Origin of the sequence: Bradyrhizobium sp. AZCC 2262 (assembly GCF_036924535.1) — a bacterium.
Taxonomy (GTDB): domain Bacteria; phylum Pseudomonadota; class Alphaproteobacteria; order Rhizobiales; family Xanthobacteraceae; genus Bradyrhizobium.
The window spans coordinates 7348856-7372591 of record NZ_JAZHRT010000001.1; the positions used below are offsets into that span (position 1 = coordinate 7348856).

The 23736-nt window shown below is 62.3% G+C and carries 24 protein-coding genes and 1 pseudogene; 7 read left to right on the plus strand and 18 right to left on the minus strand.

The window, feature by feature from the left end; all coding sequences use genetic code 11:
- Positions 1 to 95: 95 nt before the first annotated feature.
- The 5 genes from V1283_RS34515 to V1283_RS34535 all read left to right on the plus strand — a co-directional run bounded on the left by V1283_RS34515 (position 96) and on the right by V1283_RS34535 (position 2676).
- On the plus strand, positions 96 to 467 hold the full coding sequence (locus V1283_RS34515) for an AtpZ/AtpI family protein (protein ID WP_334393280.1): 372 nt from the start codon (positions 96 to 98) through the stop codon (positions 465 to 467).
- Between the two features lie 69 nt (positions 468 to 536).
- Positions 537 to 1292 (plus strand): F0F1 ATP synthase subunit A, encoded by a 756-nt coding sequence (locus V1283_RS34520; RefSeq protein WP_334391070.1) that lies wholly within the window; start codon positions 537 to 539, stop codon positions 1290 to 1292.
- Between the two features lie 55 nt (positions 1293 to 1347).
- Positions 1348 to 1578: a F0F1 ATP synthase subunit C gene (locus V1283_RS34525; RefSeq protein ID WP_016847054.1), complete on the plus strand. Its 231-nt coding sequence runs from the start codon at positions 1348 to 1350 to the stop codon at positions 1576 to 1578.
- A gap of 59 nt (positions 1579 to 1637) precedes the next feature.
- The gene (locus V1283_RS34530) at positions 1638 to 2186 is read left to right on the plus strand and encodes a F0F1 ATP synthase subunit B family protein (protein ID WP_334391071.1); all 549 of its coding nucleotides are present in this window, start codon (positions 1638 to 1640) and stop codon (positions 2184 to 2186) included.
- Positions 2187 to 2190: 4 nt separating this feature from the next.
- Positions 2191 to 2676, plus strand: coding sequence for a F0F1 ATP synthase subunit B family protein (locus V1283_RS34535; RefSeq protein WP_334391072.1), 486 nt, complete (start codon positions 2191 to 2193; stop codon positions 2674 to 2676).
- Between the two features lie 108 nt (positions 2677 to 2784).
- On the opposite strand, the gene V1283_RS34540 is transcribed toward V1283_RS34535, so the two are convergent.
- The 8 genes from V1283_RS34540 to V1283_RS34575 form a co-directional block, all read right to left on the minus strand.
- Positions 2785 to 6030 carry a HEAT repeat domain-containing protein gene (locus tag V1283_RS34540; protein ID WP_334391073.1) on the minus strand — a complete coding sequence of 1082 codons (3246 nt, stop codon included), beginning with the start codon at positions 6028 to 6030 and terminating at the stop codon, positions 2785 to 2787.
- A gap of 65 nt (positions 6031 to 6095) precedes the next feature.
- Positions 6096 to 7133 (minus strand): trypsin-like peptidase domain-containing protein, encoded by a 1038-nt coding sequence (locus tag V1283_RS34545; RefSeq protein ID WP_334391075.1) that lies wholly within the window; start codon positions 7131 to 7133, stop codon positions 6096 to 6098.
- Between the two features lie 137 nt (positions 7134 to 7270).
- The gene (locus V1283_RS34550) at positions 7271 to 7882 is read right to left on the minus strand and encodes a hypothetical protein (RefSeq protein WP_334393281.1); all 612 of its coding nucleotides are present in this window, start codon (positions 7880 to 7882) and stop codon (positions 7271 to 7273) included.
- A 131-nt stretch (positions 7883 to 8013) separates the two neighbouring features.
- A complete protein-coding gene (locus V1283_RS34555) occupies positions 8014 to 8601 on the minus strand; it encodes a GNAT family N-acetyltransferase (RefSeq protein ID WP_334391076.1) in 588 nt (195 codons plus the stop codon).
- 22 nt (positions 8602 to 8623) lie between these two features.
- Positions 8624 to 9913, minus strand: a complete 1290-nt coding sequence (locus V1283_RS34560) for a M16 family metallopeptidase (RefSeq protein WP_334391077.1) — start codon at positions 9911 to 9913, stop codon at positions 8624 to 8626.
- The gene (thrC, locus tag V1283_RS34565; protein ID WP_334391078.1) at positions 9910 to 11328 is read right to left on the minus strand and encodes a threonine synthase; all 1419 of its coding nucleotides are present in this window, start codon (positions 11326 to 11328) and stop codon (positions 9910 to 9912) included. The genes V1283_RS34560 and thrC overlap by 4 nt, the downstream gene beginning before the upstream one ends.
- 324 nt (positions 11329 to 11652) lie before the next feature.
- On the minus strand, positions 11653 to 12924 hold the full coding sequence (locus V1283_RS34570) for a lipoprotein-releasing ABC transporter permease subunit (RefSeq protein WP_334391079.1): 1272 nt from the start codon (positions 12922 to 12924) through the stop codon (positions 11653 to 11655).
- Between the two features lie 333 nt (positions 12925 to 13257).
- Positions 13258 to 13470, minus strand: a complete 213-nt coding sequence (locus tag V1283_RS34575) for a hypothetical protein (RefSeq protein WP_334391080.1) — start codon at positions 13468 to 13470, stop codon at positions 13258 to 13260.
- A 195-nt stretch (positions 13471 to 13665) separates the two neighbouring features.
- Here V1283_RS34575 and V1283_RS34580 point away from each other — a divergent pair, with 195 nt between their 5' ends.
- Positions 13666 to 13908 carry a hypothetical protein gene (locus tag V1283_RS34580; RefSeq protein WP_334391081.1) on the plus strand — a complete coding sequence of 81 codons (243 nt, stop codon included), beginning with the start codon at positions 13666 to 13668 and terminating at the stop codon, positions 13906 to 13908.
- A gap of 130 nt (positions 13909 to 14038) precedes the next feature.
- Here V1283_RS34580 and V1283_RS34585 read toward each other — a convergent pair whose 3' ends face one another.
- Positions 14039 to 14683 carry a response regulator transcription factor gene (locus V1283_RS34585; RefSeq protein WP_334391082.1) on the minus strand — a complete coding sequence of 215 codons (645 nt, stop codon included), beginning with the start codon at positions 14681 to 14683 and terminating at the stop codon, positions 14039 to 14041.
- Positions 14684 to 14771: 88 nt separating this feature from the next.
- On the opposite strand from V1283_RS34585, the gene V1283_RS34590 reads away from it, so the two are divergent.
- Complete coding sequence (locus V1283_RS34590; RefSeq protein WP_334393282.1) at positions 14772 to 16130, plus strand: histidine kinase; 1359 nt, start codon at positions 14772 to 14774, stop codon at positions 16128 to 16130.
- Here V1283_RS34590 and V1283_RS34595 read toward each other — a convergent pair.
- The 9 genes and pseudogenes from V1283_RS34595 to coxB all read right to left on the minus strand — a co-directional run bounded on the left by V1283_RS34595 (position 16127) and on the right by coxB (position 23423).
- Positions 16127 to 16507 (minus strand): nuclear transport factor 2 family protein, encoded by a 381-nt coding sequence (locus V1283_RS34595; protein ID WP_334391083.1) that lies wholly within the window; start codon positions 16505 to 16507, stop codon positions 16127 to 16129. The two genes, V1283_RS34590 and V1283_RS34595, sit on opposite strands and share 4 nt — an antisense overlap.
- Before the next feature lie 187 nt (positions 16508 to 16694).
- Positions 16695 to 17462 carry an SURF1 family protein gene (locus tag V1283_RS34600; RefSeq protein WP_334391084.1) on the minus strand — a complete coding sequence of 256 codons (768 nt, stop codon included), beginning with the start codon at positions 17460 to 17462 and terminating at the stop codon, positions 16695 to 16697.
- The gene (locus V1283_RS34605) at positions 17459 to 17848 is read right to left on the minus strand and encodes a DUF983 domain-containing protein (RefSeq protein WP_334391085.1); all 390 of its coding nucleotides are present in this window, start codon (positions 17846 to 17848) and stop codon (positions 17459 to 17461) included. Before V1283_RS34605 ends, V1283_RS34600 begins: the two co-directional genes overlap by 4 nt.
- A 225-nt stretch (positions 17849 to 18073) precedes the next feature.
- Entirely contained in the window at positions 18074 to 18967 is an 894-nt protein-coding gene (locus tag V1283_RS34610) for a cytochrome c oxidase subunit 3 (RefSeq protein WP_334391086.1), read from the minus strand.
- A gap of 91 nt (positions 18968 to 19058) precedes the next feature.
- Complete coding sequence (locus V1283_RS34615) at positions 19059 to 19685, minus strand: cytochrome c oxidase assembly protein (RefSeq protein ID WP_442895904.1); 627 nt, start codon at positions 19683 to 19685, stop codon at positions 19059 to 19061.
- 23 nt (positions 19686 to 19708) lie between these two features.
- A complete protein-coding gene (locus V1283_RS34620; protein ID WP_334391088.1) occupies positions 19709 to 19873 on the minus strand; it encodes a CoxF protein in 165 nt (54 codons plus the stop codon).
- A gap of 18 nt (positions 19874 to 19891) precedes the next feature.
- Positions 19892 to 20830, minus strand: coding sequence for a heme o synthase (locus tag V1283_RS34625; protein WP_334391089.1), 939 nt, complete (start codon positions 20828 to 20830; stop codon positions 19892 to 19894).
- A gap of 60 nt (positions 20831 to 20890) precedes the next feature.
- A pseudogene (ctaD, locus tag V1283_RS34630) lies at positions 20891 to 22517 on the minus strand (cytochrome c oxidase subunit I).
- A 72-nt stretch (positions 22518 to 22589) separates the two neighbouring features.
- The gene (gene coxB / locus V1283_RS34635) at positions 22590 to 23423 is read right to left on the minus strand and encodes a cytochrome c oxidase subunit II (protein WP_334391090.1); all 834 of its coding nucleotides are present in this window, start codon (positions 23421 to 23423) and stop codon (positions 22590 to 22592) included.
- Positions 23424 to 23736 lie beyond the last annotated feature (313 nt).

Consider the following 23736-nt stretch of genomic DNA (forward strand, 5'->3'; position numbering starts at 1 on the left):
TGACTTGATTAGACGCGGTAAGTATGGTCCGCGCGGCTTTCAAGGGTGACGGGCGTAATTTCCATCAACCGTTGGCATCGTTTAATGTCTTGGGCATGGCCGAAGACAAAAACGACAACGTAAGTGGCAATCGCGATCAGCCGTCTTCCGACGAAGCTGCGCTTTCCGCAAGGCTCGGAAGTCTGGATCACCGGTTGTCCGAAATTCGTGACAGCCGCAAAATCAGGACTGATCAACCCGGAACTGAAAGCGGAGACAGAGCTGCCAGAACTTCTGCCATGGCGCTTGGTTTCCGGCTTTCCTCGGAATTGGTCGCGGGTGTTGTCGTCGGAGCGGCGATTGGCTGGGGGTTCGACCGTTTATTGTCGACATCGCCGTTCGGTTTCATCGTGTTTCTTCTGCTCGGCTTCGTCGCCGGCGTGGTCAACGTGGTGAGAACTGCAGGCGCAGGTCCAGGCAGGCGCTGAGCGTCGACGGGAAGTCACGACATTTGAAATTCGATTGCCGGCCAGGCCGGTGGATAAAGAGCCGCGCGGATGAAAATCGACCCGATCCACCAGTTCAATATCGAACCCCTCTTCACGATCGGCCATATCGGCAACCACACGATCGCCTTCACCAACTCGTCGCTCTACATGTTCATCGCGGTGGCGGTGATCTCGCTGCTGATGATCGGCGGCATGGCAAGAGGGCAACTGGTTCCCGGGCGGCTGCAGTCGATCGCGGAAATCTCTTACGAGTTCGTCGCCACGACGATCCGCTCTACCGCCGGCACGGAAGGCATGAAGTTCTTCCCGCTGATCTTCTCGCTGTTCATGTTCATCTGCATCTCGAACCTGATCGGCATCATCCCCTACACGTTCACGGTTTCGAGCCACATCATCGTCACCGCGGCGCTGGCGCTCCTGGTGTTCTTCACCGTGCTGATCTACGGCGTCTACAAGAACGGCCTGAAGTTCTTCTCGATCTTCGTACCGTCGGGCGTCCCAGGCTACATCCTGCCGCTGGTCATGTTCATCGAAATCCTGTCGTTCTTCCTGCGGCCGGTCTCGCACAGCGTGCGTCTGTTCGCCAACATGCTGGCCGGCCACATCGCGCTGAAGGTGTTCGCGGGCTTTGTCGCCATGCTCGGCGTCTCGCTCGGCGCACTCGGCTGGGCCGGCGGCATGCTGCCGCTGGCGCTCACGGTGGCGCTGACCGCGCTCGAACTCTTGGTCGCGTTCCTGCAGGCCTACGTGTTCGCGATCCTCACCTGCATCTACCTCAACGACGCCATTCATCCGGGACACTAAGCGTCCGGGGAATTTCCACCCTCACTCTGTCTTATCTCTCAAGGAGCTCTAGAAAATGGAACCGGCAGCAGCAAAACTTATCGGCGCGGGCATCGCATGCATCGGCATGGGCGGCGCGGGCGTCGGCGTGGGCATCATCTTCGGCAACTACCTCGCCGCAGCGGTGCGCAATCCTTCGGCAGCCCAGGGCCAGTTCGGTAACCTGATCTTCGGCTTCGCCGTGACCGAAGCGCTCGGCATCTTCTCGCTGCTGATCGCGCTGCTGCTGCTGTTCGTTCCGCTCTGAGCTGCACCCACTCGCGCCGCCCGGTCCGGGCGGCGCGCTGACAGCAAGAGGAGAACCCCGTGGCTGAGAAAAGTCATGGTACCGGCGCCCACACCGAAGCAGACGGCGGACACGGCGGAGGATTTCCTCCGTTCGAGTCCAGCACGTTTGCTTCGCAGCTGGTGTCGCTCGTCATCGCGTTCGTCGCGCTCTATGTGATCGTATCCCGCATTGCGCTGCCGCGCGTCGAAAGCGTGATCGACGCACGTCAGAACGCGATCGAGGGCGATCTGGCCGCGGCGCAGAAGCTGAAGGACGAGTCCGACGCTGCGCTGAAGGCTTATGAGACCGAACTCGCTTCGGCGCGTTCCCGCGCGCAGGCGATCGGCAACGAGACCCGCGAGAAGCTGAACGCGGCCTCGGAAGCCGAGCGCAAGAAGCTGGAAGATCAGCTGACCACGCGGCTTGCCGCCGCCGAGAAGCAGATCGCGGCGACCCGGCAGACCGCGATGAGCAATGTCCGCGGCATCGCCGCGGATGCAGCCGGCGCGATCGTGCAACGCCTCACCGGCGTGCTGCCCGACGGCAAAACCGTCAGCAGCGCCGTCGATGCCACGTTGAAGGGATAGACGGATGTTCACCCAACCGGAAACCTGGGTCGCGATCGCCTTCGTCATCCTCCTGGTGCTGTTTGCCTATCTCGGCATTCACAAGACGGTGCTGACGGCGCTCGATCATCGCGCCCAGCGCATCAGGGCCGAACTCGACGACGCCAAACGTCTCAAGGAGGAGGCCGCCAAGCTGCTTGGCGAATACCAGGCCCGGCGCGCCAGCGCCGAGCGCGAGGCCGGGGAAATCGTCGCCAACGCCAAGGCCGAGGCCGAGCGCATCGCGGTCGAGGCCAAGGCCAAGATGGAAGACTTCGTCGCCCGCCGCACCAAGACCGCGGAGGGCAAGATCGCGCTGGCCGAAGCCCAGGCGCTGGCCGATGTCCGTGCCGCCGCCGCCAACGCCGCGGTCGAAGCCGCCTCGACCATCCTGTCGCAGTCGGTCAAGGGCTCGGTCGCCGACGACCTGCTCGCCAAGGGCATTGACGAGGTTCGCGCCAAGCTGAACTGAGCGCTTTCAATAATCGATCAAAGCCGGCGCGAGACGATCGCGCCGGCTTTTTTTATTGCGTCGAACCGGGGGCCCCGAAGCGCGCAGTGCTGTTAATCGCGGTTAGGACTACGGCCTTCCGAAAAATCGAAAAATCCCGCGTGGCACATCTTCCACAGTACCAACACCAAGTGCGGCCAAAGCCGCACGCGCCGAGTCGCGCACGTTTTTATCATTGCTATTTACGGCCTTTGACAACGCTTTGGCCGCCTTGATATCTCTGATCTCTCCGAGCGCTGCGGCCGCCGCCGAGGCTGCGTCGCGATCGCCTCCCTGAAGGACCGCAATCAGGGCTGGCAACGCCTTCGAATCCCTGAGTTCAGCGGCAACCCTTATCGCCTTCCATCTGCCCAAACTGCCAGAGCGAATGACCTCCCACACAGCTTCGCGCAATTCTTCCCGGAAGGTGAGAGCCCGCCGCGCGGCATCCTCGTGTGGATTTTTGCTCTCCAGAAAAAGCTCTATCATTGCCCGCTGCACAGCGAGATCATCATCATTGGCCACCAGTCGAAGCAGCCGATACTGATCGAAATCTGGCATATCCTTGGTGCTTAGCGCCGCGGTTGCTCGAACCCTTGCAACCTTGTCCGTCAGCGCCGCTTCGACATGCTGGACAATCTCGGGAGAAGCGATCCTTCCAAGCGCCCATACAGCGGCGTCACGTATATCTGGATCCATGTCCCGAACGAATTCCGCAAGCGCGCCGATCGCCGCGTCGCCCTGATATCCCAAGCTTCGAATGGCCTGCACGCGACTCGGAAGGTCGTTTGACCTCAGAAATGGCTGCAAGTCGCGAAGGGCGAAATAGTCGCGAAGCATCCGGTGCATGAATTCAATGTCGGGCCCAGATCTCTTCAAAAGCAGAGAATCGATCGCATAGTTCGCAAACGGTCGGAAGCGAACCGGAAGCGACCGCATGGTTGCGAGAACGGGAAACAGCGTGGGACTGATCCAGTAACGCTCCGCGAAATCCTCTGCCACGTCGACCGTGCGCGGGACCCATGCTTGCTTCCACGCGCTGACTACTCCCGGCTTTTCCGAGGAATACCCCGAAACCGGTTCGATGGCAGAGATTACCAGCACAACGACCCCGTAGGCGACCATGGCGATCGCCGCTCCGATCACTTGCTGTATTGCGGCACCGAGCACGAACGCAGCAAGTCCCCCTGCCAGAAAAAGGAATGGCTTGCCGTGGACGCAGAGGACTGACAGTGAAATGAGCAGGAACACAGCCAACGGCTGATACCACACGAGAGGCTCCAGCAGCTCGATGAGCTTGTACCCCACCGCGAGCATGGAGACAATTCCCGCCACAACCGCGAGGCCGGTCCACCAATTTTCTTCTCGAGCGATTTCAATTCCCAGGAAGGAAATTTGAAATCCGGCCAGGACGGCGGCGAAGGCATACCATGCCATGTCGGGCCCACCTGATATCACCGGCATGCCGGTGAAACGCCAAAGGATTCCCAGCCCGATGACGGCGGCCGTGCCGGCGATGAACATCTTAGCCTCGGCAATCCCTGTTCCGGTCGTCTCTCCCACGATCAGCATAACAAGGACCGCAAGACAAACACCTATCGTCCCTGCGACAATCGGCGGGATATTTCCCGGCAACACCGACGCGAGCGCAAGCGAACCGACGCAAAGACCACCTGCTACGGCGGCAGCGATAACGGTGACTCCGGGTGCGGGCTTGATCGCCTTGGGAACGACGCTCGGGCTTGCGCCAGTGTTCCATGCGTTCTTGTTGGACCGAAACGACCATGCCGTGAGGACGTAAAGCAGCATGCCGGAAAGCCCCAACCCGGCGACAAGCTGCCACGCGCTCCGCTCCATGGGAGCCAGCGCAAGTCCGCCGCAAAGCGTGAAAGCAGCCAGCAACGGCGCGCGGGCGAAAACACCGGCCCACCACACGCCGAACCAGCGGTCGCGCCCGATCTCTCGCTGCAGAAAGCTGCACAGCCGAGGGGTCGAGAAAGCCGTCTGCATCCTCACGCTCAGGCGAACGGCCAGCCAGCCGAGATAATGATTGAGCCGATCCGGCGAGAACGGGTATTCCTTCTCGGAAATGTCGTTGTCCGGATTGTTGTCGACGACGATGCCCCGGTCACGGCGCATTTTTCGCTGCAGCATGCGTTCGACATATCGCTCCATCAGTTGGTGGCGACGTTCGATGGGCGAGCCCGATGACGGAACCTGATTTATCTCGACGCCGGCATAGGCCAGCGTGAGCATGCTGAGCATCAGCGGCGTTTGGGCGATCTGGTAAAGCGTAGGGTCGTTGAGCAGGGTCTCTTTCAAACCGGCGGCTTTGGATAGTTCGAGGTATTCGAAGATCTGCGCATCGCTGAACGGCTGCAGCGTGACCGACCCTCCCAGGTTCAGCCTCCACTCCTTCTTCTCCTGAATCGGTTTGTACTCATTGATGCGACTGCATACAACGACCACCGAGCTCGGGTGCTCGCGCAGATATGTATCGTTGAGCAACTTGGCCACGCTGGCTCGATAGCTGTCATCGACCTCATCAAGGCCATCGAGCAGCGCGGCAACACGCTTTTCGCGGATCCACCGGCCAGCCATGTCAGGCGACACGAACGGATTGGCCGCGAGTTCTTTCTGAAGCCAGCGTTCGATGTGCTTGCTCTGATTCACCGGCTCTTCCTGAAGGCCGCCGATTGGCCATCGTGCCCCTCGGGACGACTCCTTCAAATCCAGCTTCGACAGATTTGCCAGCACCGGGATCGGTGCAGACGGATCATTCTCGGCCTCGGCCAACAGCCTCTTTGCAATGTGGAGCAAGGTTACCGTCTTGCCCGATCCCGGTGCACCCAGCACCAGCAAGCGGCGCCCATAACTCTCGAAGGCCTCATCAAGACTGGCGAATGACTGTTGCGTAGCAGTATTCTTGTAAATCCAGGGAAGCCTCACCGCTGAAGGCGTGTCGGCCAATCCGAGGTCCATCAAGCGAGCATTGTGAATCGACTCGTTGAATCGATTGGTAACGTCGATCTTGAAAGCTGCGAGGTACTCGCGGCGAGCCTTCAGTTCCTTCTCGGAAAGCGGCCCTTGCTTCAGCTTTCCGAGGCGCGTTAGAAAGTATTCTCTGATTTTTTGCCGTTCGACGCTGGCATCTGCCGAAGTCACTACCCCCCTCAGTTCATCATCATCGACGGATGAAAGCCGGCCCCGCAGACCGCTCAACTCCCGGGCAATTTTCGTATCGCGATTTTCCGCAACCCTCTGCAGCAACTCTATCGCGTCAAGCAATTCTCCGTCCTCGACGAATCCTTGCACCTTCCGGAAATCCTCGACCACGTCGGAGTCCGGCACTGAGGGCAACTCTTTCGTTCTCCAGGCCATCGTGAACGCGCTTCTCTCCCTCACCTCTCCGCCGGCCAGAACACGCCAGCATCCGGCTTGATGGCAGACATCAGTATCCCTTCGTTGACGTAGCCTTGCGCTGTTTCGGCAGTCTCAACGGCAGAATGGTGAATGGCGATCACATGCCACGTGTCGTTGAACACGGGCGAACCGCTCGAGCCCGGCATGGTGTCGGTCATGTAGTGCAACAGCGGAGGTCTCGTCGCGATCACGTGGTTCGCCGTCAATACGATCTGCTTGAGCCCGCCGTTCGGGTGCTGTACGATCGAGACATGTTCGGTCGGAACTGGATCGGCGTTAGGATTGAGCGGCAGAGATCCCCACCAGGCCAAGGCCTTCTTGCCGGGGTCTTCCTTGAGGCCGACGAAGGTGTAGTCGAGTCCGGCATTGGTGTGGAAGCGATCAGGATCAACCTTATAGCGGAAGCTTGGTAGGAGCTGGCCCGACCCGTCCTGCTGATAATCGAATTCGACTACCGATTCGGCCGCGATCTCACGGCTGTCAATGACATGATTGTTGGTCATGATCATTCCGCCGCCCACCATGAAGCCCGAGCCCAATCCGTTCGGCGTGAGAATTCGGCAGACGCTCTTGCAAACCTGAACCCCGCGCTCGATCCAGGAAATTTGCTTGAGATTGTTGATGCCGAGAATCTTCTCGCCCGACATCGTCCGCAGTCTATCCCTAGGTATCGCTTCCCGGATCGGGGCTTCCTCTTTCGCGCGCAGCGCCGCGGCGGGAACGGGCGCAAACTGCCGTTCGATCTTTGCAGGAAGCCTGCCGATGAAATCGGTCAGCCAGGCCCTGATGAGGTTTTCCTCGACAGCCGCCGCCTCGGCCGTAACCGTTCCGGCGAGCTGGCGCCGACGCGCCATCTGATAGCGCCCCGATTGCGTAAGGAGGTCATTGTACAGCTTGGGATTGGACGAATTCGTCGGCAGATAGTTCAGCAGCCGCTCGAACGCGTCGTCAATGTCACCATTGCCGATGAGGCTGCGGAGATCGGATATCAGAGGGTCCAACGATGACGTGGTCATGGCTGAGCTCCCTTTCAACATCTCTTAATGGTAATGGTGCTGAAAAGATCTTCACCTCTAAGTCGTATCGCATCCGGAGCATTTCGGCAATTGGCAACCGTCCCTTTGACCGCCAAGCCGGCGGCGGGCGGACGCCCCTACTTCTTCTTTTTCGGCGCCGGGCGTTCGGGCTTCAGGGCCTGCGGGTCGAAGCCGATATAGAAGATGTAGCTGTCGCCGACGGCGCCGGGGGGCGCTGGATAGGTGAGATCCTCGGCCACCAGCGTAAACGGCTCACTGCCGCCTTCCGTCATGGTGACGGTGGTCTGGTAGGCCTTGGTGGCGATGGTTTTTTCGGCGACGCCGCCCTGCACCACCGCGACGCGAATCGGAACCTGGACCGACGACGGAGCGCCGGCCGGGCCGGCAATGACGCGGCCCTGAATGCCGATCCGCGCCGTGATCACGCCGCCATTGACGCTGCATTCGCGGGCCATTTTGGAGATCGTCGCCTGAAAGCGCAGGTCGTTGCCGACCGGTTGCTTGCCGGGCGCCGCCACGGCGTAGGTGGACGCGCCGGCCCTGACCGTGACCGGCGGACAGGTCAGGTCGCCGGTGTCCTGGGGCACCGCGGCCGCCGGCGCATTGGTGGCCGGCTCCTCGTCCGACTTACCGCCGAACAGGCTCTTGAAACGATCAGTGATCGATTGCGCCGACGCCGGCGCCGCCATCAGGCAGGCCAGCCCGCCCGCAACCGCCGCAGCCGCCATCACCCTGGCCAAACGATTGTTACCCATGCGACGTCCCTGAAATCCCATCATTCCGCATTGTTCCCCTGCGGCCTTATAGCAGCCCAATGGCGGCGAACCCAAGGCACCCAAAAGGCCTGAAAATCAACGGTTCAGCCGCGGAAATCCTCATGCAGCAGGCCGAACAGCAGATGGTCCTGCCAGACGCCGTTGATGCAGAGATAGCGCCGCGCCAGTCCCTCGCGGGTGAAGCCGCATTTCTCCAGCACCCGGATCGAGGGCGAATTGGAGGGAATGCAGGCGGCCTCGATGCGGTGCAGGTTGAGCTCGCCGAACAGCGTCGGCAGCAGCACCCGCAGCGCCTCGGTCATGTAGCCGCGGCCGGCATGGGGCTCGCCGACCCAATAGCCGATGGTGCCGGCCTGCACGATGCCGCGACGGACATTGGCGAGCGTGATGCCGCCGATCATGGTGCCGTCGGACTCGCGGAAGACGATGAACGGATAGGAGCGGTCGGCGGCGATATCTTCGACGTAGCGGCGCAACCGGCGGCGAAAACCGGCGCGGGTCAGGTCGTCCGACGGCCAGATCGGCTCCCACGGCGTGAGATAGGCGCGGCTTTGTTCGCGCAATTGCGCCCATTGCGGGAAATCCGACATTTGCGGGGCGCGCAGCAGCAGGCCGTGGCCGCGAGGCACGAGCGCGGCTGGTCCGCTGGTTGGCAAACGAAACAGGGCCATGCCCGTTACTCCCCGCTCTGCCTCAATGCAGCAGCGTCTTCGCCTTCGACCTCGTCAATCCTTCCGCAAAACCCACCGCCGTGTCCAGCCCCCTGCCGCTGCCAAGCGCGACAACCGCCGGCCGGCTGCGGGACAGCAGCGCATGCGCGGCATTGCGGGTCGATTCGACGCTGACCGCATCGATCCTGGCCACCAGCTCTTCCACCGTCTGCGGCCGTCCATAGGCCAGCACGTGCCGCGCCAGCTGTTCGGCCCGGGAGGAGCAGCTTTCCAGCGCCATCAACAGCCCCGCCTTCATCTGCGCCTTGGCGCGGGCGATCTCGGCTTCGGTGAGGGTTTCCACGGCATCATTGATGACGTCGACGATGACTTCCATCATCTCCGGCGCGTCGCCGGGATCGGTGCCGGTATAGAGGCCGAAAAAGCCGGTGTCGGAATAGGGCGCGTGGAAGGTGTAGATCGAATAGCACAGGCCGCGCTTCTCGCGCACTTCCTGGAACAGCCGCGACGACATCCCGCCGCCGAGCGTGTTGGTGAACACCTGCAGCGAGAACAGCGACAGATCGGTCTGCGGCACGCCTTCGAGCGCCAGCGTCAGATGCGCCTGTTCGAGGTCGCGGTGCACCACGCGCGAGCCGCCCTTGCCGAACATCGCCGGCACCGGCTTCGGCGCGGACGTGGCGTCGAAGCCGGCAAATCTTTGCGCCACTTCCTCCACCACGCGCTTGTGGTCGACGGCGCCGGCGGCGGCCACCACCATATCGGGGCCGCGGTAGTGCGTCGAGAGGTAGCCGCGCAGCATGTCGCGATCAAAATTCTTCAGCGTCTTGGCGGTGCCCAGCAGCGAACGACCCATCGGCTGGTCCGGAAAGCAGAGTTCGTTGAGGTGCTCGAACACGACGTCATCAGGCGTATCCTGCGCCGCGCCGATTTCCTGCACGATGACGCTCTTCTCGCGCTCGAGTTCGTCAGGCACGAAGGACGGATTGGCGAGGATGTCGGAGAGTACGTCGAGCGCGAGCGGCACGTCGGCCTTCATCACCCGCGCGTAATAGGCGGTGGTTTCGGTCGAGGTTCCGGCGTTGAGATCGCCGCCGACCGCCTCGATTTCCTCCACGATCTCGCGCGAGGAACGCTTGGTCGTGCCCTTGAAGGCCATGTGTTCGAGAAGATGCGAGATGCCGTGCTCGTTCGGCTTTTCGTCGCGGCCGCCGACACCAGCCCAGACGCCAAGCGCAGCGGTTTCCAGATGCGGCATGGTGTCTGTAACGACGGTCAGGCCGGACGGCAGCTTGGTTACGTCAACGCTCATCCGGCAACTCCCTGCTTCGCGGCACGGCTCACCGAGCGCACGAATCGCTCCACTTCGGCTGAATCGTTTTTCATCACCGTGATATGTTCGGATTTGGTCATGAGACCGTCGAGCCACGCCGGCAATTGCGGCCGCACGCCGCAGGCGGCTTCCACCGCATCGGGAAACTTGGCCGGATGCGCGGTCGACAGCACGATATTGGGAATCCTTGAATCCGAGGTGTCGCGGTCGGCCACCGCCAGCGCCACCGCGGTATGGGGATCGACGAGGTCGCCGGCCTCGCGCCAGGCGGCGCGGATCGCCGCCGACGTCTCGGTCTCGTCGGCGCGGCCGGCATCGAACTCCTCGCGGATCGCGGCCAGCATGGCATCCGGCAGCACGAAACGTCCGGACTGCTTTAGCGAGCCCATCAGGCGGCGAACACTGTCGGCGTCGCGGCGGCTCGCCTCGAACAACAGCCGCTCGAAATTCGAGGATATCTGGATGTCCATCGAGGGCGAAGCGGAGGCGTGAACCTCGCGCACCTCATAGATGCCGGTCTTGAGCGTGCGCGGCAGGATGTCGTTGACGTTGGAGGCGATGCGCAGCCAGCGGACCGGCAGCCCCATCTTCTTGGCGACATAGCCTGCGAAGATGTCGCCGAAATTGCCGGTCGGCACAGTGAAATCGACCGTGCGCGCAGGCGCGCCGAGCGCGACGGCTGACGTGAAATAATACACGACCTGGGCCACGATCCGCGCCCAGTTGATCGAGTTGACGCCCGACAGCGAGACCGCATCGCGAAAATCGTGATGGTTGAACATCGCCTTCACGATCGCCTGGCAATCGTCGAACGTGCCTTCGATGGCGAGCGCATGCACGTTGGGGGCGCCCGTCGTCGTCATCATCCGCCGCTGCACGTCGGAGATCCGCCCGTTCGGGAACAGCACGACCAGATCGACATTGTCGAGATTGGCAAAGGCATCGACGGCGGCGCCGCCGGTATCGCCTGAGGTGGCGACCACGATGGTGGTGCGCTGGTTGCGCTTGGCCAGCACGTGATCCATCAGCCGCGAGATCAACTGCATCGCGACGTCCTTGAACGCCAGCGTCGGGCCGTGGAACAGCTCCAGCACGAATTGATTGGGCCCGATTTGATCGAGCGGCACGACGGCCGGATGGCGGAAGGTGGCGTAGGCTTCGTTCGCCATGCGCCCGAGATCGGCGTCGGAGATTTCACCCGCGGTGAACGGCCGGATCACGTCGACCGCGACTTCCCAATAGGGCCGGCCGAAAAATCCCGCGATGGTGTCGGCCGAGAGCTGCGGCCAGACCTCGGGCACGTAGAGGCCGCCGTCGCGGGCAAGCCCGGTCAGCATCACATCGCAGAAACCCAGGACGGGGGCCTCCCCCCGTGTCGAAATATAGCGCGTCAAACCACCCTCCAAAGGCGCAAGCCCTATGCCAAGCCTTTGATATCGATCATGAATTAGATTTCGCCAAGCGCGAAGCGAGGGCCACCATAATGGGTTTTGGGGCGAAGGGGAAATGGCATGGAGATGAAAAGATTGAGATAGGTCTCGTTAAACAACTGCCGTCGTCCCTGCGAAAGCAGGGACCCATAGCCACCGGCCGCAATTGGTTTGTGAGGTCTTTGTTATCCTGTCTTTTCCAGCAACACCGGCCGCCGAGTATGGGTCCCTGCGTTCGCAGGGACGACGACGGACCGTCGTTCCAGGCCAATGCCCGCGCGTGTCCAACTACTCATATCGAAGCGCGTCGACCGGATCGAGCCGCGCCGCGCGCCACGATGGATAGAGCGTCGCGAGGAATGACAGCGTCAACGCCATGACCACGACGGCGGCGGTCTCGCCAAAATCGATCTCCGCCGGCAGCTTCGACAGAAAGTAGAGTTTTGGCGGAAACAATTCAGTGTTGGTGATCCAGGACAGGAATTGCCGGATCGATTCGATATTCAGGCAAATCAGCATGCCGACGACAAGCCCGGTCAGCGTGCCCAAAACGCCGATTGCAGCACCCGCGATCAGGAACACCCGCATGATCGATCCCCGCGAGGCGCCCACGGTGCGCAGAATGGCGATATCGCTGCCCTTGTCCTTCACGAGCATGATCAGGCCCGAGACGATATTCAGCGCGGCGACCAGCACGATCAAGGCCAGGATCAGAAACATGACGTTGCGCTCGACCTGAAGCGCGGCGAAAAAGGCCGAGGTACGCCGCCGCCAGTCGACAAGAAACACCGGCCGCCCGGCGGCGTCTGCCACCGGCCGTCGGAAGCTGTCGACCTTGTCGGGGCTGGCTTCGATGAAAACTTCGATCGCGCTCACGTCATCGGCGCGATTGAAGTAGGCCTGCGCCTCGGCGAGCGGCAGAAAAACCATCACGGAATCATATTCCGACATGTCGATGCTGAACACCGCCGCAACCCTGTAAGGCTTGATACGCGGCGCAACGGCTTTCGATGTCACAGCGCCGTCAGGCGCGACCAGCGTGATGTTGTCGCCGGCACGCAGCGACAATTGATCGGCAAGCCTGCGTCCGATGGCGACCCCTTGTCCCTGCTCAAATGCGTCCAGCGAACCCTGCTGGATGTTGCTGGCGATCGAGGCGAGCTTGTTGAGATCGTCGGCGCGAATGCCGCGAACGAGTACGCCAGAGGCATTGTGCGCCGATGATGCCAGCGCCGGACCGTCCACCACGGGAACGGCAAGCCGTATGCCTGGAACCTGACTGATGCGCTCAGTGACGTCTTGCCAATCCGTCAGCGGCGACTCGATGGGTTGCAGCACAAGATGGCCGTTCATGCCGACGATCTTGTCGATCAATTCCTTGCGGAAGCCGTTCATGACGGCCATCACGATAATCAGCGTCGCAACGCCGAGCATGATGCCGAGGAACGAGAAACCGGCAATGACGGAGATGAAGCCTTCCCTGCGGCGCGCCCGCAAGTAGCGCCCGGATACCAGCCATTCGAATGCCGAGAACGGCAGGGGGCGCGGGACATTCTCCATGGCTCCACCTTAGCGCGTTTCTGATACGATTCGAGCGCGCGCTTCGATGAACAATCTTCATCCACCGCCATATTCCTGCCATGCCGGACCGGGTGCAGCGAACGCGCAAGCGTCGAATGAGGTCAGTGACGACAATGATCGCCCACGGCAATCCAGAGCTCAAAATATCCATTCGCCGCTCAATCCTTGAGCGGAAGCGCGGTTTGCTCCGGACTGTGATGATGGAGAGTTGTGCTCGCCTCATACGCAACACGGCATGCGCGAAACTCCCGAAGACGCACTCCACTTTTTCCCGATGATAATTTCGGTTCTCCGGCCGCCGGCGGCGTACGCCTACCCGGTCGGAGACCCATCCAGCTTCTTGAGATATTTGAGACCCTCGACCGCCAAGAACTCCGTCTCGTCGTCGCCCGCCGCCCAGCGGCTGCGAATGAAGCGCCTCAGTTTGTCCCGCCGCGTGTCATTCTCAGCGATGCCGCTGTTGATCAGGAGATAAACGCTCCACGCCCGCGCGCAGGCGATCTCCACGATATCCGGGTCAGCCATTCACCGCTCCTGCCGTCGGCCAGCGAGGCGTACATTGCCGATTTTTCCCGAAAATAGCCATAACGTCCGTTAATGACGCACCCGAGGATCGGGCGGAATGCCGCTTTGTTTTATTTACTTCACGTGCGCCGGAACAAAACGTTCCACGGGAAACTTGTGCCTGACGTCGCAATCACGCGAACGGGAGGACACTGTATGAAACGTATCGCCCTGATTGGTCTTGCGCTGCTGGCCATGACCGCATCCGCTTCCGCAAGGCTCGGCATGGCGCCCTCGTCCGCGCCGGACGGCGCCGTGATCCAGGTCAGGGGCGGCCACGGGCATGGCCATGGTCACATGGGCCGCGGCGGGCGCGGACACCACTACGGATGGGGCCGCGGCCGCGGTCATCATTACGGATGGTACAGAGGGCGCGGCCACCACAAGCATCGCTGGTAGGCCTTCGCTGGATTCGCTTTTCGTCATCCCATTGCCCGGGCGATACGCGAATGACAGCGATGCGAACGGTCGCGCCGTCGAGGCGCGGCCGGTTTCGGGGATTATAAAGAAGGTTTGATTCAGCCGGCGCTCAGCCGAGCCCCATCTCCACCGCGATCCGGATCAGGTCCGAGTGATTCTTGGCGCCGAGCTTCTGCTTGAGCAGCGAGGTGGTGTTGGCCACCGTCTTGTAGGAAATCTCCAGCGCATCGGCGACTTCGACGATCTTGTCGCCGCGGCCCAACAGCCGCAGGATTTCCAGCTCGCGCGCCGTCATTTGTGACGCCGGATTGGCCTTGATCGAAGCACCCGAAAACGTCACCGCCTCCGCCAGTTGCGGCGAAATGAAATTGTCTCCCGCCGCCACCTTGCGGACGGCCTTCACCAGCATCCTTGGATCGTCGCCCTTCGAGACATAGCCCTGCGCGCCCATCTCGATCGCGCGAACCACGAACGCCGGATCGTCATTCATGCTGAACATGATGATCCTGGCGTCCGGATCGTCCTTGCGGATGCGCCGCATCAGTTCGAAGCCGGAGACGTCCGGAAGCTTGATATCGATCACCGTGACGTCGGGCCGCTTCGCCACATAGGCGCGGTGGCCGGACTTGGCGTCGGTGGCCTCGTCGATCTTCACGGAATTGTCCGACGCAAACAGCGACCGGCAACCCGACAGGACCACCGGGTGGTCGTCGACGATCAACACCCGCGTTGCCGATCTGGTAGTATTTTGCATCATCCATCCTCTTCTGAATTAAATTAAATAAGCGGTTGGCGGTTTTTGAAAAGAGAAATCTTGGGTTGCAGGAGTTATATTGGTCGAAATGTGGGAAAGGCTTTCTCTTCGAACGCGGTTATTGCTGCCGCTCGGCCTGATGTTCGTGGCCGCTTTGCTGGCCGGAGGCGTTTCGCTCCAGATCTTTGCCAATGCGCAACTTATGGAAGAAACCGAACCGACCGCTCGCTCGGCCAGGGCCGTTGCGGCTGCGCTCAACGGCACGCTTCGGACCTCCAGCGATCCGCAAGCGACGCTGGATGCGTTCGTGCAATCGCTGGGAGCCTCCGAAGCAATCCGGTTTCGGCACGTCGGGACCGACCTCGATGGTCATCTTCCCGAGGTGCAGACCCCCTTGGGAGCGGTGCCTGACTGGTTCGTTCGCCTCCTCATCATACCCGAATCCAGACCTGCCTTCCCCGTGATGATCGAGGGAAGGCAGGTCGGCGATATTGTCGTTGCGCCCGACATGTCCGCCGACATCTACGAGAAGTGGATCGGATTTCTGGCGATCGCCTGCTCCGGTATCACCCTGATGCTGTTGACGGGGGTCATCGCCCATTTCGCCGCGCGTTCCGCATTGCGACCGCTGCAAAGTCTGGGCGACGGCCTGACCCGAATGCGAACGGGCGATTACGAGCAGCCGATTGCGCCCGCCGGGCCGCCCGAGATCCGCAAGAGCGCGCGGGAAGCCAACGAACTCGCCCGCACCCTCAACCGCCTCAGCCAGGACAATCGCAGCCTGCTGCGCCGGATCGTGTCGCTGCAGGACGACGAGCGGCAGGATATGGCGCGCGAGCTGCATGACGAACTCGGGCCGCTGTTGTTCGGAATCCGCGCCAACACGGTGGTGCTGCTGGAATCCATCCCGTCCGGCGAGGCGGAGTTGATTAGCGCCGCCGAGGGCATTCTGCGGTCGGTCGAAACATTGCAGCAGGCGAACCGCCGCATCCTCGACCGGCTGCGGCCGCTCTACATCCAGGAGCTCGGCCTCGAGAGGAGCATCCAGACGCTGCTGCAGAACGTGAAGGCGCAGGCGCCTGATCTCAAGGTGACGTCGCAGATCGACACTGATCTGAACGAGGTCGACGGCTTGCTGTCACAGACAATCTATCGCGTGATCCAGGAGGCGGTGACAAACGTGCTTCGCCACGCCAAGGCGAACGCGATGCACGTCGCCGCCGGGATCAACGACCGCGAGGTGATCGTGGAAATATCCGACGACGGCATCGGCTTTCCAGCCGACCGGATGTTCGGCCGCGGATTGACGGGAATGCTGGAGCGCGCCCGGGCGCTGAGCGGGTCGCTTGAACTGCTGCGCGAAGGAGGCCGCACCTGCGTTCGTTGCCGGCTTCCCGCCGGAGATTCCGCCGCACATGCGCGCGGCGCAAGACCGACCCAAGGCTAACGGTCAGTCAGCCTGATCCGCAAGGCCGGCAACGCCTGCCCCGCGGGGGCGCAGGCGGTCCGCAGGATCTTGGCATCACGTGAAAAGGTGAACGCGATGCGGACCGGCTCGCCGTCGTGGCTCAGATAATCGAGCACGACGCCCTCAGAGGTCGGCGTGATTTCCTCCAGCCCGAATGCGGTGGGTGCGGACGCATCGAGGCGCGGCCGCCAGTAGGATTCGAGTTCGGCGCGGCCTTCGCTGACCTTGCCCTCACCGCACTGGCATTCAGACCTCGCGTCGTCGGCATAGAGGTCGAGCAATGCCAAGAGGTCGCGCTTCCGGCACGCGTCCAGCCAGTCGACCACCAACGCTAACTGATCGAAATCATCAGCCAAATCCGCAATCCCATCCACGTCAGAATGCCTAATCCGGAGCGCTGAACGCGGGTGACGGCGTATGGCGATCGTCGTGAATGGACACTGAACGGCCTGTTGTCCGGAACGCACCGTGGAACCTCGAGCGATTGTGCGGAACAACGGTTCCTGCAGGCTAGTCCGGGTGAATACGGGGACGGACGGATCTTTAGGCGCGGCGCTGCCCGCGCCACCACACGCCGAAGGCGATGACGACCGCAAACGCCAGCGTGAACCAGGTGATGGCGTATTGCATGTGATCGTCCTTCAGATGCACGGACAGCGGGCCGGGTTTTGGAATGCCGCTCTCGGGCGCGGGCGTTTCCAGATCGACATAGAACGGCGCGACGGCCTTGCCGGCCTCGCCCCAGCCCAGCGCGCGCGCCATCGCAAGATGATCGCGGGTGAACCAGAGCCGCTTTGCAGCGCTCTCCGGTGGCGTCAGCGTTCCCGCGCTTTCAGGAAACCGGATATAGCCGGTGAGCTGCACCGGGTCACCGGTGACGAACTGTCTCACGGCGCGATCCTGCTGGTTGCGATCCTGCATCGTGTTCTGCACGAAGCCGGCATTGACCACGATGGTGTTGCCGTCGGCAAGTTGCGTCGGCAGGAACGCCCAGGTGCCGGGGCCGGAGACGTCGTCGCGAACCGCGGAGCCGGAAGAATAGACCATGGCATCCGGCACCGGCGCGTAGGTCGCGGTAAAACTGACGCGGCGGAATTCGTCCATGGCCGGCGTCAGCGTATTCCATTGCATTCGTGCCGGCAGCGCCTCGGGCGCGGCGGCGAGCCGCTCGTTCAGCAAGGCGATCAGCGCGTGCTTCTCGACGCGGCGCTGCAATTGCCAGATCCCGAGGCCCGCGAAGGCCATCACCATCAGCAGCGTGAAGATGGCGAACCCGGTAACCGCCGGTCGCCGTGACGAGAGACCAGTCATTTCGGCTCGCGGTCGATCAGCCGGCCGGGCGCCGCCTTGTGATGAAACTGCAGCGCTATCAGCAGCGATTTCATCGCGCGCAGCGGCAGCAGCGTGGTCGCGATGATCAGCGGCAGCCACAACGCCGCATGCAGCCAGAACGGCGGCTGATACTTGATTTCAACGATCAGGGCGGCGGTGACGACGACGGCGCCCGCCAGCATGATAATGAAGATGGCCGGGCCATCGCCGGCGTCGATGAAGGTGTAGTCGAGCCCGCACGCTTCGCAATTCGGACGCAGGTTGAGAAAGCCCGCATAGAGCTTGCCCTTGCCGCAACGCGGGCAGCGACAGGCGATGCCGCGGAGTGCGCTCTGGGTGACGGTAGTTGATTGCTCAGGCGTCATACTCGTTCCTTCCCCTCTCCCCTTGTGGGGTCGAGACGAGCGAAGCTCGCTCTTAGGGTGGCGCCTCACGAAGTGAGGCGACGGGTGAGGGCTTCTCTCCGCAGAGACAGACCCCGCATCCGGCACGGACTTCGTCCGTGCCACCTTCTCCCACAAGGGGAGAAGGAAGAAAGAAAAAAGGGGGCGGTCCTTCCGACCGCCCCCTTGTAGCACGTCAAGCCTGTATCAGTGCCCGCCGGCCACGGCCCCCGCGCCACGGAACCAGACATAGATGCAGACAAACAGGAACAGCCACACCACGTCGACGAAGTGCCAGTACCAGGCGGCGAATTCGAAGCCGAGATGCTGGGTCGAGGTGAAATGGCCGGCATAGGCGCGGAACAGGCAGACCAGCAGGAAGATGGTGCCGACCAGCACGTGGAAGCCGTGGAAGCCGGTCGCCATGAAGAAGGTCGCGCCATAGACGTTGCCGGAGAAGTGGAACGTCGCATGAGCGTATTCATAGGCCTGCACGCAGGTGAAGGCAGCCCCGAGCAGCACGGTGAGGATCAGGCCGTATTTCAGGCCCTTGCGGTCGCCTTCCAGCAGCGCGTGGTGCGCCCAGGTGACGGTGGTGCCCGAGGTCAGCAACAGCAGCGTGTTGAGCAGCGGCAGATGCCAGGGGTCGAAGGTCTCGATGCCATGCGGCGGCCAGGTGCCCGGCACGCTGCAGGCGCCCATCGCCGTGCCCGGACCGCAGCCGAACACCGCGTCGCGGGTGGCGTGGACCGCATCGGCCGGGAACAGCGCGGAATTGAAGAAGGCCCAGAACCAGGCGACGAAGAACATCACCTCGGAGGCGATGAACAGGATCATGCCGTAGCGGTGGCTGATCTGCACGACGCGGGTGTGGTCGCCCTTGTACTGAGCTTCGCGGATCACGTCGCCCCACCAGCTCGCCATGGTGTAGAGCACGCCGATGGTGCCGGCGCCGAAGACGATCGGCGCCGCGGCGTACATGTGGTGCATCCAGCTGATAGCGCCCACCGCCATGATGAAGGCCGAGATCGAGCCGACGATCGGCCACGGGCTCGGATCGACGAGGTGGTAGTCGTGATGCTTGACTTGCGCCGTAGCCATTGCGGTCTCTCCGTTAGGTGTGCCGTTCCCTTCGGCACATATTCGTCTCAAATTTCAAAGCCGAAATCCCGTTAGATACGGAATTCGTGGTTCACAAGTTTCCCTTGCGCTTGTCGCCTTCGCCGGCCGCGACCGGCTTCGGCGCCGGATCGCGCACGGGATAGAAGGTGTAGGATAGCGTAATGGTGTTCAGGCCGTCGTTCTCGCTGTCCTTGGCCAGCGCCGGATCGACATAGAACACCACGGGCATCTCGCGCTTCTCGCCCGGGCCCATGGTCTGTTCGGTGAAACAGAAGCAGTTGATCTTCTGGAAATAGGCGCCGACCGTCAGCGGCGCGACGTTGTAGGCCGCCTGGCCGGCGGTGGTACGCGCCGCCTGGTTCGTCACGGTATAGAACACGGTGACGACTTCGCCGATCCGGACCTCGATCTCGTTCTGCTCGGGCTCGAATTTCCAGGGCAGGCCGGGGCCAACATTGGCGTCGAACCGCACCGTGATCTTGCGCGCGAGTGGCGCGTCGGATGGCGCCGCGGTCGCGACCTGGGTGGTGCCGTTGAAACCGGTGGCGCGGCAGAACCAGTCGTAGAAGGGCACGGCGGCATAGGACGCGCCGACCATGAACACCACGACGAAGCCGCAGATCGAGGCCACCACCGCATCGCGCGTCAGGGTTCGGCGCGAAGTGGTCTTGCCGCTTCCCGTCACTCCCTCGCGCATCTGCGGTTTGTTTTCCATCTCAATCACAACGGACGGACGAGGACGCCCGGCCCCTTGACCATGGTGACCGCGAAAAACAGCAGGACCAGCACGCCGAGCGCGAGCGCGATGGCGATCGAGCGCTGCCGGCGGCTTCTTTTCTGCGCCTCGGTGAGGACGATTCCATCTGGCTTCCGATTGTCGTCCATGTCCTCGCCATGCGCCCCCTACCCGAACACTGGAGCGACCGCGCGGACGACCACCTCGAGCAGGAGGGTCGCAAACAGCGCAAACAGATAGAAGATCGAGAAGGCAAACAGCCGGCGCGTGGCGCGCAGCGCTTCCTTGCCCACGCGGCGGCGATAGACCTCGACGGCAAGCCACATCATGCCGGCGCCGAGCACCAGCGAGGTGATGCCATAGATCGCGTCGAAATAGCCGAGCGGCCAGGGCGCGGCCGCGATCGCGACCAGCACGATCGTGTAAAGCAGGATCTGCAGCCGCGTCGCATCGGGCCCGGCGACGACGGGCAGCATCGGAATGCCGGCGCGGGCATAGTCGTCGCTGCGGAACAGCGCCAGCGCCCAGAAGTGCGGCGGGGTCCAGAAGAAGATGATGAGGAACAGCAGCAGCGGCTCCATCGACAGCGAGCCGGTGGCCGCGGCCCACGCCACCACCGGCGGCAGCGCGCCAGCGGCGCCGCCGATCACGATGTTCTGCGCCGTCCAGCGCTTCAGCCACATGGTGTAGATCACCACATAGAAGAAGATCGTGAACGCCAGCAGCGCGCCGGCCAGCAAGTTGACGAGGATGCCAAGCGTCAACACCGAGAAGAACGACAGGATCAGGCCGAACGCCATGGCTTCGCCCGACGTGATGCGTCCGCGCGGGATCGGCCGGTTGGCGGTGCGCGACATCAATGCGTCGATGTCACCCTCATAGGCCATGTTCATCGCGCCCGAGGCGCCGGCGCCGACCGCGATGCAGAGGATCGAGGTGAACGCCAGGATCGGATGGACGTGGCCCGGCGCGATGACGAGACCGACGAGTGCGGTGAAGATCACGAGCGACATCACCCGCGGCTTCAGCAGCGCGAGGTAGTCGCCGACTTCCGCTTCGGAAACCCGGGGGAGAGCATCGATGGCGTTGTGATCGACTACCGACAAGATCTATCTCGCTTCACTAAAGCCGCGGCACGCAAACGGCGCCGCGCCGCGAATAATCGTTTACTGCACGCGCGGCAGCACTTCGAACTGGTGGAAGGGCGGCGGCGACGACAGCGTCCATTCCAGCGTGGTGGCGCCCGCACCCCACGGATTGTCGGCGGCCTGCTGCTTGCGCACGAAGGCGTCGACCACACCGTAGATGAAGATCAGCACGCCGAAACCCGAGATGTAGGAGCCGACCGACGACACCAGGTTCCAGCCCGCGAAGGCGTCCGGATAGTCGACATAGCGGCGCGGCATGCCGGAGAGGCCGAGGAAGTGCTGCGGGAAGAACACCAGATTCACGCCGATGAAGGTGAACCAGAAGTGCACCTTGCCGATCGTTTCCGAATACATGTAGCCGGACATTTTCGGGAACCAGTAGTACCAGCCCGCGAAGATGCCGAACACGGCGCCGAGCGACAGCACGTAGTGGAAGTGGGCCACGACGTAGTAGGTATCCTGCAGCACACGGTCGACGCCGGCGTTCGCCAGCACGACGCCGGTGACTCCGCCGAGCGTGAACAGGAAGATGAAGCCGATCGCCCACAGCATGGGCGTCTTGAACTCGATCGAGCCGCCCCACATCGTGGCGATCCAGGAGAAGATCTTCACGCCGGTCGGCACCGCGATCACCATGGTGGCGGCGACGAAATAGGCCTGCGTCGCCGAGTTCATGCCCACGGTGTACATGTGGTGCGCCCACACCACGAAGCCGATGCCGCCGATCGCGACCATGGCGTAGGGCCATGCCGAGATAGCCGAACACGGGCTTCTTCGCGAAGGTGGAGACGATCTGGCTGATCATGCCGAACGCGGGCAGGATCAGGATGTATACTTCGGGGTGCCCGAAGAACCAGAACAGATGCTGGAACAGCACCGGATCGCCGCCGCCGGCGGCATCGAAGAAGGTGGTGCCGAAATTGCGGTCGGTGAGCAGCATGGTGATGGCGCCGGCGAGCACCGGCAGCGACAGCAACAGCAGGAACACCGTCACCAGGATCGACCACACGAACAGCGGCATCTTGTGCAGCGTCATGCCCGGCGCGCGCATGTTGAAGATCGTGGTGATGAAGTTGATGGCGCCGAGAATCGAGGAGGCGCCGGCCAGATGCAGCGACAGGATCGCGAAATCGACCGCCGGCCCCGGATGGCCCGAAGTCGACAGCGGCGCGTAGATGGTCCAGCCCGCGCCGACACCGTTGGCGCCCGGCTCACCCTCGACGAAGGTGGACATCAACAGCAACGCAAAGGACGCCGGCAGCAGCCAGAACGAGATGTTGTTCATGCGCGGGAACGCCATGTCCGGCGCGCCGATCATCAGCGGCACGAACCAGTTGCCGAAGCCGCCGATCATCGCCGGCATCACCATGAAGAAGATCATGATCAGGCCGTGCGAGGTCACGAACACATTGTAGGTATGCGTTTCGTGGAAGAACTGGACGCCCGGATACATCAGCTCGATGCGGATCGCGATCGACATCGCCGCACCAATGACACCCGCGATGATCGCGAACACCAGGTACATCGTGCCGATGTCCTTGTGGTTCGTCGAATAGACGAAGCGCCGCCATCCGGTCGGATGAGCATGCGCATGGTCGTCATGTCCGTGGGCGTGGTCGTCGTGTGTCGCTGCGCTCGTTGCCATTTTGTAAATCCTGCCTTGCAGTCCCTTTTCGGACCCTTTCAGGTCCCGTCGCCCTTATCCCCTGGCCTGCGCCTACTGCGCAGCCTGGCCAGCCGCGGCGAAGGTATTCGCCGGGTTGGTCGCATATTTCTTCTTCGCGGTCTCAACCCAGGCAGCGAATTCCTGGTCGTTCACGACCCGCACCGCGATCGGCATGAAGGCGTGATCCTTGCCGCACAGTTCGGAGCACTGGCCGTAATACATGCCGACCTTGGTGGCCTTGAACCAGGTCTCGTTCAGGCGGCCGGGGATCGAGTCGATCTTGATGCCGAACGCCGGCACCGCGAAGGCGTGGATCACGTCGGCGCCGGTGGTCTGGACCCGGATCACCTTGTTGACCGGTACCACCATCTCGTTGTCGACGCCGAGCAGACGCGGCTGCTTGTCCTGCGCCAGCAGCGAATCGAATTCGAACTTGCCGTTATCGGGATAGGAGTAGCTCCAGTACCACTGCTTGCCGGTGGCCTTGACGGTCAGATCGGCCTTGGGAACGTCGAGTTGCTGGAACAGCAGGCGGAACGACGGCACTGCGATGCCGACCAGAATCAGCACCGGAATCAGCGTCCACGCCACCTCGATCAACGTGTTGTGGGTGGTCTTGGAGGGGACCGGATTGGCCTTGGCGTTGAACTTCACCACCACCACGACCAAAAGCGCCAGCACGAACAGCGTAATCAGCGTGATCAGCACGAACAGGAAGTTATGGAACCAGACGATGTTTTCCATCACCGGGGAGGCGGCTGGCTGCAGCGTGACTTCCCACGGCTGCGGCTGCGCCGCAAAAGACGTCCCGCCGGAGACAAGCGCCATGCTCGCCACCGCCAATCCCAGCAACCGCCAGCCCATCTGGCCACTCGACATCTTCATGCCGCTCGCGCTCCCTTGAATAAAATCCCCAAAAGCATTTCAGCCGAATGGCCGAAAATGCCGCACGATCCGCTCTCACAAACGGCCTACCGGAGGTACTTTTGGAAGTACACCTTCAAAAGTACCTGCAACAGTATTGCCAGGGTACCTTGGGCCAGATCGTTAGAACGCGTCGAAATCCAGCCTCTCAAACCATAATTCCAAGGCTCTCGCAATGCAGTAGTAGGGCGCAACGCCATGCGTCACCTGCTATTCGCCGGATGTCGGATTTTCCTGGCAAATCAGCAAAAACCCGCCGTTTTGCAAGCCCGCG